Consider the following 7,220-nt stretch of genomic DNA (forward strand, 5'->3'; position numbering starts at 1 on the left):
TCGAGATCCTCGGCGGAGGCATTATCGTTGGGGACAGGGAGAGGCGGAGAGGGCGCGCCGCAGGGCATCTTCAAGCTGGCGCTCGCTGAACGGCTTCGACAGGCGCAGCAGGTCCGCGCGCGCTTCCGGCGGCAGCTCGGAATAGCCGGTCGCGAGGATGACCGGGATGTGCGGCCAGCGCTCGCGCACGACTTCGCTCAGTTGCGAGCCCGTCATCTGGGGCATGGCCTGATCGGTGACGAGGAGATCGATAGGCCGTTCGGCGAGCACGGCCAGCGCTTTTGCGCCGGATGTGGCCTCGATGACGGTATGGCCCATATCCTCCAGCATCATGACGGTGTTCATCAGGACGAGCGGGTCGTCGTCGACCGCAAGCACGGTCAGGGTGGCCGCGGCGGGCGGGGTCTCGGCTGCCGCGCGGGCCTCGTCGGGTGCGGTCTTCCGGAAGGGCTCCTCCATGACGGGAAGCCACAGTTCGGCCGTCGTGCCGGTGCCTTCCTGCGAGCGGAGCACGAGCTTGCCGTTCGTCTGCGCCATCAGGCCCTGCACCATGGAAAGGCCGAGCCCCGTTCCCTTGCCGACGCCCTTGGTGGTGAAGAAGGGCGCCGTCGCTTCCTTGAGCGTGGCTGGATCCATGCCATGGCCGGCATCGATCACGGAAAGACAGATATAGGCCGCACCCTGCAGGTCCGCATGTGTCGCCTGCGGATCGCGCTCGAGGCGCGCGCCGATGAAGAGCGACCCGCCCTCCGGCATCGCGTCCCGGCCATTGATCGCAAGGTTGAGCAGCGCATTGATCAACTGGTTCGGGTCGGTGCGGACGGGCGGCAGGTCCGGCGGAAAATCGGTCGTGACGACGATCGTCGGGCCGATGGCGCGCTGGAGCATGTCGGCGGTGTCGCGTACCAGGTTCGGCAGGTCGACCGGCTCGAAGTCGAGATCCTGCCGCCGCGAGAAGGCCAGCAGCCGCTGTGTCAGCGACGCGCCGCGCTGGGTGGCCAGCAGGGCGTTGTCGATGAGTGACTGGGCCTCCGGCGCCAGCGTGGTGCGCTTTTTCAGAAGATCGAGGCTGCCCTGGATCGCCATCAGCAGGTTGTTGAAGTCGTGGGCGACGCCGCCCGTGAGCTGGCCGAGCGCTTCCATCTTCTGCGCCTGGAAGAGTTCTTCGCGCGCCAGTTCGAGCGCCCTCTGCGCATCGCGCTTTTCCGTGATGTCGCGAGTGATCTTGGCAAAGCCGATCAGCTGTTCCCGGTCGTCCCGGATGGCGTCGATGATGGCGTTCGCCCAGAACCGCGTGCCGTCCTGGCGCAGCCGCCAGCCTTCCGATTCGTAGCGCCCGTCACGCCTTGCGGCTTCCAGCGCCTGCTGCGGGACGCCGGCATTCCTGTCGTCCTCGGGGAAGAAGCGGGAGAAATGCTGGCCGATGATCTCATTCGGCCGGTAGCCCTTGATGCGTTCCGCGCCGGCGTTCCAGCTGGAGACGCGGCCTTCCGCATCCATCATGTAGATGGCGTAGTCCGTCACGCCCTGCACGAGAAGGCGGAACTGCTGCTCGGCCTTGCGCAACTGTTCCTCGGCCTGCCGGCGTTCGGTAAGGTCCCGCGTGATCTTGGCAAAGCCGATGAGGGCGCCGTTCCTGTCATGGATGGGATCGATGATGACATGGGCCCAGAATTCGGAGCCGTCCTTGCGGACATGCCAGCCTTCGTCCTCGAAACGGCCCTCGTCCATGGCATGTCGCAGCGCGCGTGCCGGAAGCCCGCGTTCGCGGTCGGCGGGGCGATAGAAGCGGGAAAAATGCGTGCCCAGGACCTCCTCCGCCGCATAACCCTTGAAACGGCTTGCGCCGGCGTTCCAGCTGACGATCCTGCCGTCCCGGTCGAGCATGTAAATGGCGTAGTCGGTGATCGCGTCGATCAGGAGCCGGTAGCGGTCCTCCACGTCGAGCATGGGTATTTCGGCTTTCAACATTTCGTCCCCCGCTGCTGGCCCACAAAAACGCGGCAGCATCCATTAGGTTCCCTGCCGCGAACCTTTATCGGGGCCTTCCGCCGGTTCTGCCGGCCGGGACGTTAGAAGTTGTAGCCTTCGGAAATATCGCGCTGCAGGGCTTCGCTCGCCGCCCTGGCGTTGCGGGCGACGATGGCGTCGTAGACGTCCTTGTGGTTCTGGGCGGAGCTCTGGAACATCGCCTCGTTCGGTACGGAATGGCGCACGGACGGGCCGATATGCATCCACAACGGTTCCAGAAGCTGGGCGATGAAGGAGAGGCGGCTCATTTCCGCGATCAGCATATGGAAATGGTAATTGGCTTCCAGGAAGAGGTCGAGGTCGTTGATCTCGGCCGAGCGGAAGATGTCGGCGACATGGGCCTTGAGCTTTTCCAGTTCCTCGTCCGTGCGGTTCTCCACCGCGCGCTCGAGGGCCGCGCTTTCGAGGATGGAGCGGAGCGTGCGGATATCCTGCAATTCTTTGGTGCTGAAGATCGGCACCATCATGGTCCGGTTGGGCGTGGAGACCACGCTGCCGACGCTTTCGAGCCGTTGCAGCGCGTCGCGAACCGGCATCAGGCTGGTGCCGAGACTCTTGGCGAGGCCGCGCAGCGGGAGCTTCTGCCCGGGGGTGAAGCGGCCCATCATCAGGTTGCGCTTCAGCATGTCGTAGATCTGCTCGTGAAGCATGTCCCGGGATACCGGCGACAGTTCCGGTGCGTTCGCCCCAGCATCTGGGATGTCACGGATCGTCAAATAGGCTCTCCCCTTGTGCGCAACTCGTCATAACACCCAACAGATGGCTTGACACCAAAAACATCGGACGGCATGTTGAATGTGTTATAACACTAGACAGAAGAAAGGACAGCGCCTTCTTTCGCCGGAAGCGATCCATTCTAGGGCGGGACAAAACCACAATCCAGACGCGTGTTGTCGAAATCGTGGTCGCGTTCAGGCTCCATCTGTCGCAAACGCCCTCTGTCGGGCTCGATGACGCTCCCGCACCGGATTCGCGGGCGTTGACGGGCGAGCGTGCGGCGTGTCACTGCCACCGCCGGAGGCGGGCGCCCGGCGCGCCGCCTCCGGTTTTCGAACGGCCATCCCGAGGATGCCGAGACATATGCATGCGGCGGGCGCCTTGCATCCGCCGCCGGGGTTCCGCGCTGGCGGAAAAGCCCGAAGGAGGAACAGACCATGAGCGGCACGCTCTCCAATTCGCTGGCCCATGCGGATATCACGACGACCCTGCATCCCTATACGGATGCCCGCGCCCATGAGCGCCAGGGCCCGATGATCATCGACCACGGCAAGGGCATCTATATCTACGACGACGCCGGCAAGGAATATATCGAGGGTCTTGCGGGCCTCTGGTCGGTCGCCATCGGCTTCGACGAACCGCGTCTCGTGAAGGCTGCGGCCGATCAGATGGCCAAGCTGCCCTACTATCACACCTTCAGCCACAAGGCGCACGAGCCCTCCATCCGCCTGTCGGAGAAGATCGTCGAGATGACGCCGGAGCCGCTGACCCGCGTCTTCTTCACCAGCTCCGGCTCGGAAGCCAACGACACCATGATCAAGATGGTGTGGTACATGAACAACGCGCTGGGCCGCCCGCAGAAGAAGAAGTTCCTCGCCCGCACCCGCGCCTATCACGGCATCACGATCGCTTCGGGCAGCCTGACGGGCCTGCCGAACAACCACCGCGACTTCGACCTACCGGCGATCCCGGTCCGTCACCTGACCTGCCCGCACTTCTATCGCTTCGGTCAGCCCGGCGAGAGCGAGGCGCAGTTCACCGCGCGCCTGATCGCCGAAGCCGAAGCCGTGATCCTCGAGGAAGGCCCCGAAACCATTGCCGGCTTCATCGGCGAGCCGCTGATGGCCGCAGGTGGCGTCATGCCGCCGCCGGCCGGCTACTGGAAGGGCATCGAGGCGCTCTGCCGCAAATACGATATCCTGCTCATCGCCGACGAAGTGATCTGCGGCTTCGGCCGCCTCGGCACGAGCTTCGGCTGCGAGCATTACGGCTTCACGCCCGATATCATGGTCATGTCCAAGCAACTGACCTCGTCCTACATGCCGCTTGCCGCCGTCGTCTTCACCGAGGCGGTCTATAACGCGATTGCCGACAACACGGCGAAGATCGGCACCTTCGGCCATGGCTTCACCGCCTCCGGCCATCCGGTCGCGACCGCCGTCGGCCTCGAGAACCTCAAGATCATCGAGGAGCGCGACCTCATCGGCAACGCCGCCCGCATGGGCGCAATCTTCCAGGCACGCCTGGCGGAACTGGTCGATCACCCGCTGGTCGGGGAAGTGCGCGGCGCCGGCCTCATCGCCGGCATCGAGATGGTGGCCGACAAGGAGACCCGCCGTCCCTTCGCCGCTGCCGGCAAGGCGGGCGCCCGCGCCTTCGCCGCAGGCCATGAACATGGCCTCATCGTCCGCGCCATCGGCGACGTCGTTGCCCTCTGCCCGCCGCTCATCATCACCGAGGAGCAGGTGCACGAGACGGTGAGCCGCCTGCGCAAGGCGCTCGACGACACCGCCAAGTGGCGCGCCGAAGAAAACCTGAACTGAGACGGCAAGGGGCGCCGCGTCGATCGCGGCGCCCCTTTTCTGCCTTCCGGCTGATCTGGAGACCCATCCCATGAAGACCTATTCGATCGCGCTCATCCCGGGCGATGGCATCGGCACGGCCGTCACCGAAGCCGCATGGGCGGTTCTCGAAAAGGCGGCGTCCGGCACTTTCAAGCTCTCGGGCACGACCTTCCCGTGGTCCTGCGCCTTCTACAAGGAAACCGGGGCGATGATGCCGCAGGACGGTATCGCGACGCTGCGCGGCTTCGACGCCATCCTGCTCGGCGCGGTCGGCTGGCCGGCGGAAGTTCCCGATTCCGTTTCCCTGCACGGCCTGCTGCTGCCGATCCGCAAGGCCTTCGTGCAATATGCCAATATCCGCCCGCACCGCCTGCTGCCGGGCGTCGAAGGCCCGCTGCGTGCGGAAGGTTTCGACATCCTGTGCATCCGTGAGAACACGGAAGGTGAGTATTCCGGCGCTGGCGGGCGCGTCCATCAGGGCACGGCGGACGAGGTGGCGGTGGAGACCTCCATCTTCACCCGAACGGGCGTCGAGCGCATCCTGCGCTTCGGCTTCGAGCAGGCGCGCGCCCGCAGTGGCAGGCTCGCCTCCGTCACCAAGTCCAATGCGCAGAAATATTCGATGGTGTTCTGGGACGAGATCACCCGGCAGCTTGCGGCCGAATATCCCGATGTCGAGGTCACCAGCTATCACATCGACGCCATGGCCGCCCGCATGGTGATGGCGCCGGAAAGCCTCGACGTGGTCGTCGCCTCCAACCTCTTCGGCGATATCCTGACGGATCTCGGCGCGGCGATCCAGGGCGGCCTCGGCTTTGCCGCCTCCGCCAATATCAATCCCGACCGCAACGCGCCCTCGATGTTCGAGCCGGTGCATGGCTCGGCGCCCGACATCGCCCATCTCGGCATCGCCAATCCCATCGCCGCCATCTGGTCCGGCGCGATGATGCTCGATCATCTCGGCGAGCGCGAGGCCGCCGCCCGCGTCATGGCCGCCATCGAGCGCACCACCGCGCGCGGCATCGGCGTCAAGCCGGGCAAGGACAAGACGGATGCGATTGCCGCCGCCGTGCTTGCAGCGCTCGACTGAAATGGAATATCGCTTCCGCTTGGAAGGGCGGAGGCGGTTCAGATCGGGTCGGGGAAGGGGCAGTCCAGCTTGACCGTCCACGGGCGGATGTCGCCGACGATGGTATCGATCAGTCCCACGCCGTTTTCGAGCTGGTCGCGCTTGCGGGCAAGCGAGCGATCTCCGGGAATGCGCACCGGATCATGCCCCGGCGCGACCGCGCTCGCCCTGCATTGCTCGGCAAGCCGTCCCATCTCCTGCTCGAAGGTCGCGCGGCCGGCGAAATGTTCGGGGTCGATGGCCTGTACGAAGACGCCGTTCGCCTCGCTGTCGCCGGTCTGCGAACCGCGGCCGAAGCCACCCAATGCGCCGGAGAGCGCTTCGGTGAGGAGGGCGAGGCTGAAGCCTTTGTAGCCCTGTTCGGTGCCGCCGATAGGCAGGATGCCGCCGCCTCGTTCGACGAATTCGGCGGGATCGTCCGTGACCGTGCCATCCTGCGCGACGACCAGGGGCGCCGGCAGTGTCTGCCCGAGCCGATAGCTGCGGTTGAGCGGGCCCAGCGCGGACATTGCGGCCGTCGTGTCGATGAGAATGGGGTCCCGGTCCGTCGGGATGCCGGCGGCGATCGGATTGCAGGAAAAGACGCGGCTCAGTCCGCCATGCGGCACAACGACGGCCTCTGTCGGCGTGCTGGCGGTGATCATCACCATGATGCCGCGCCGGGTCGCGCGCTCCAGGTAGCTCGCAAGGCACGCGATGTGCTGCGCCCGGCGCACGACGACGGTGCCGGTTCCCTCGGTCTTCGCGATGTCGCAGGCGCGGTCCACCGCCCTTGCCGTGATCCACGGGCCGGGCAGGAATTCGGCGTCCCAGACCTCGTTGCTGCGGGATGCGCCGAGGACCGTGTGGTCGCCCTCCCGGCGCGTCTCGCCACTGAGCAGCCATTCGACATTCGTCGGCAGGCGCTGCATGCCGTGGGTCGAATAACCGAGAAGGTCGGCTTCGAGGAAGAGCGAGCCGACGGTTTCCGCCCGATCGCGCGCAAGGCCGGCGCGTTCGAGCAGCCGCGTGGAGAAGTGCATGAGGTCCGTGTAGCGGTAGCGTTGCATGGTCGTCTCCTTCGCGGCTGTCTCGCGACCTGTTCAGTGCAGGATCTGGCTGAGGAAGAGCCGTGTGCGCTCGTGCTGCGGATTGTCGAAGAACTCGTGCGGCGAGTTCTGCTCGACGATCTGCCCCTGGTCCATGAAGATGACCCGGTTGGCGACCTGGCGGGCAAAGCCCATTTCATGCGTCACGCACAGCATGGTCATGCCCTCTTCAGCCAGCGACACCATCGTGTCGAGCACTTCCTTGACCATTTCCGGATCGAGCGCAGAGGTCGGCTCGTCGAACAGCATGATCTTCGGCTTCATGCACAGCGAACGGGCGATCGCCACGCGTTGCTGCTGGCCGCCCGAGAGCTGGCCGGGATATTTGTGGGCCTGTTCCGGGATCTTGACGCGCTTGAGATAGTGCATCGCCACTTCCTCGGCGTCCTTCTTCGGCATCTTGCGCACCCA

At 65.4% G+C, this 7,220-nt stretch carries 6 protein-coding genes; 2 read left to right on the forward strand and 4 right to left on the reverse strand.

What is annotated here, in order from left to right; all coding sequences use genetic code 11:
• Window positions 1-21 precede the first annotated feature (21 nt).
• Both DSD28_RS12780 and DSD28_RS12785 read right to left on the reverse strand, forming a co-directional pair.
• On the reverse strand, window positions 22-1,971 hold the full coding sequence (locus tag DSD28_RS12780) for a hybrid sensor histidine kinase/response regulator (RefSeq protein ID WP_119256765.1): 1,950 nt from the start codon (window positions 1,969-1,971) through the stop codon (window positions 22-24).
• 101 nt (window positions 1,972-2,072) lie between these two features.
• A complete protein-coding gene (locus DSD28_RS12785; protein ID WP_162911374.1) occupies window positions 2,073-2,747 on the reverse strand; it encodes a GntR family transcriptional regulator in 675 nt (224 codons plus the stop codon).
• A gap of 438 nt (window positions 2,748-3,185) precedes the next feature.
• Here DSD28_RS12785 and DSD28_RS12790 point away from each other — a divergent pair, with 438 nt between their 5' ends.
• Together DSD28_RS12790 and DSD28_RS12795 are read left to right on the forward strand one after the other, a co-directional pair.
• The gene (locus tag DSD28_RS12790) at window positions 3,186-4,571 is read left to right on the forward strand and encodes an aspartate aminotransferase family protein (protein ID WP_119256767.1); all 1,386 of its coding nucleotides are present in this window, start codon (window positions 3,186-3,188) and stop codon (window positions 4,569-4,571) included.
• A 70-nt stretch (window positions 4,572-4,641) separates the two neighbouring features.
• The gene (locus DSD28_RS12795; protein ID WP_119256768.1) at window positions 4,642-5,682 is read left to right on the forward strand and encodes a tartrate dehydrogenase; all 1,041 of its coding nucleotides are present in this window, start codon (window positions 4,642-4,644) and stop codon (window positions 5,680-5,682) included.
• 38 nt (window positions 5,683-5,720) lie between these two features.
• Here the strand turns inward: DSD28_RS12795 and DSD28_RS12800 are convergent, their stop codons facing one another.
• Both DSD28_RS12800 and DSD28_RS12805 read right to left on the reverse strand, forming a co-directional pair.
• Window positions 5,721-6,770, reverse strand: a complete 1,050-nt coding sequence (locus DSD28_RS12800; protein ID WP_119256769.1) for an Ldh family oxidoreductase — start codon at window positions 6,768-6,770, stop codon at window positions 5,721-5,723.
• 33 nt (window positions 6,771-6,803) lie between these two features.
• Window positions 6,804-7,220 (reverse strand): amino acid ABC transporter ATP-binding protein (locus tag DSD28_RS12805; RefSeq protein WP_162911375.1); only part of this gene is annotated, 417 nt, incomplete at its 5' end.

This window comes from Shinella zoogloeoides (genome assembly GCF_003574625.1).
Lineage (GTDB): Bacteria > Pseudomonadota > Alphaproteobacteria > Rhizobiales > Rhizobiaceae > Shinella > Shinella zoogloeoides_A.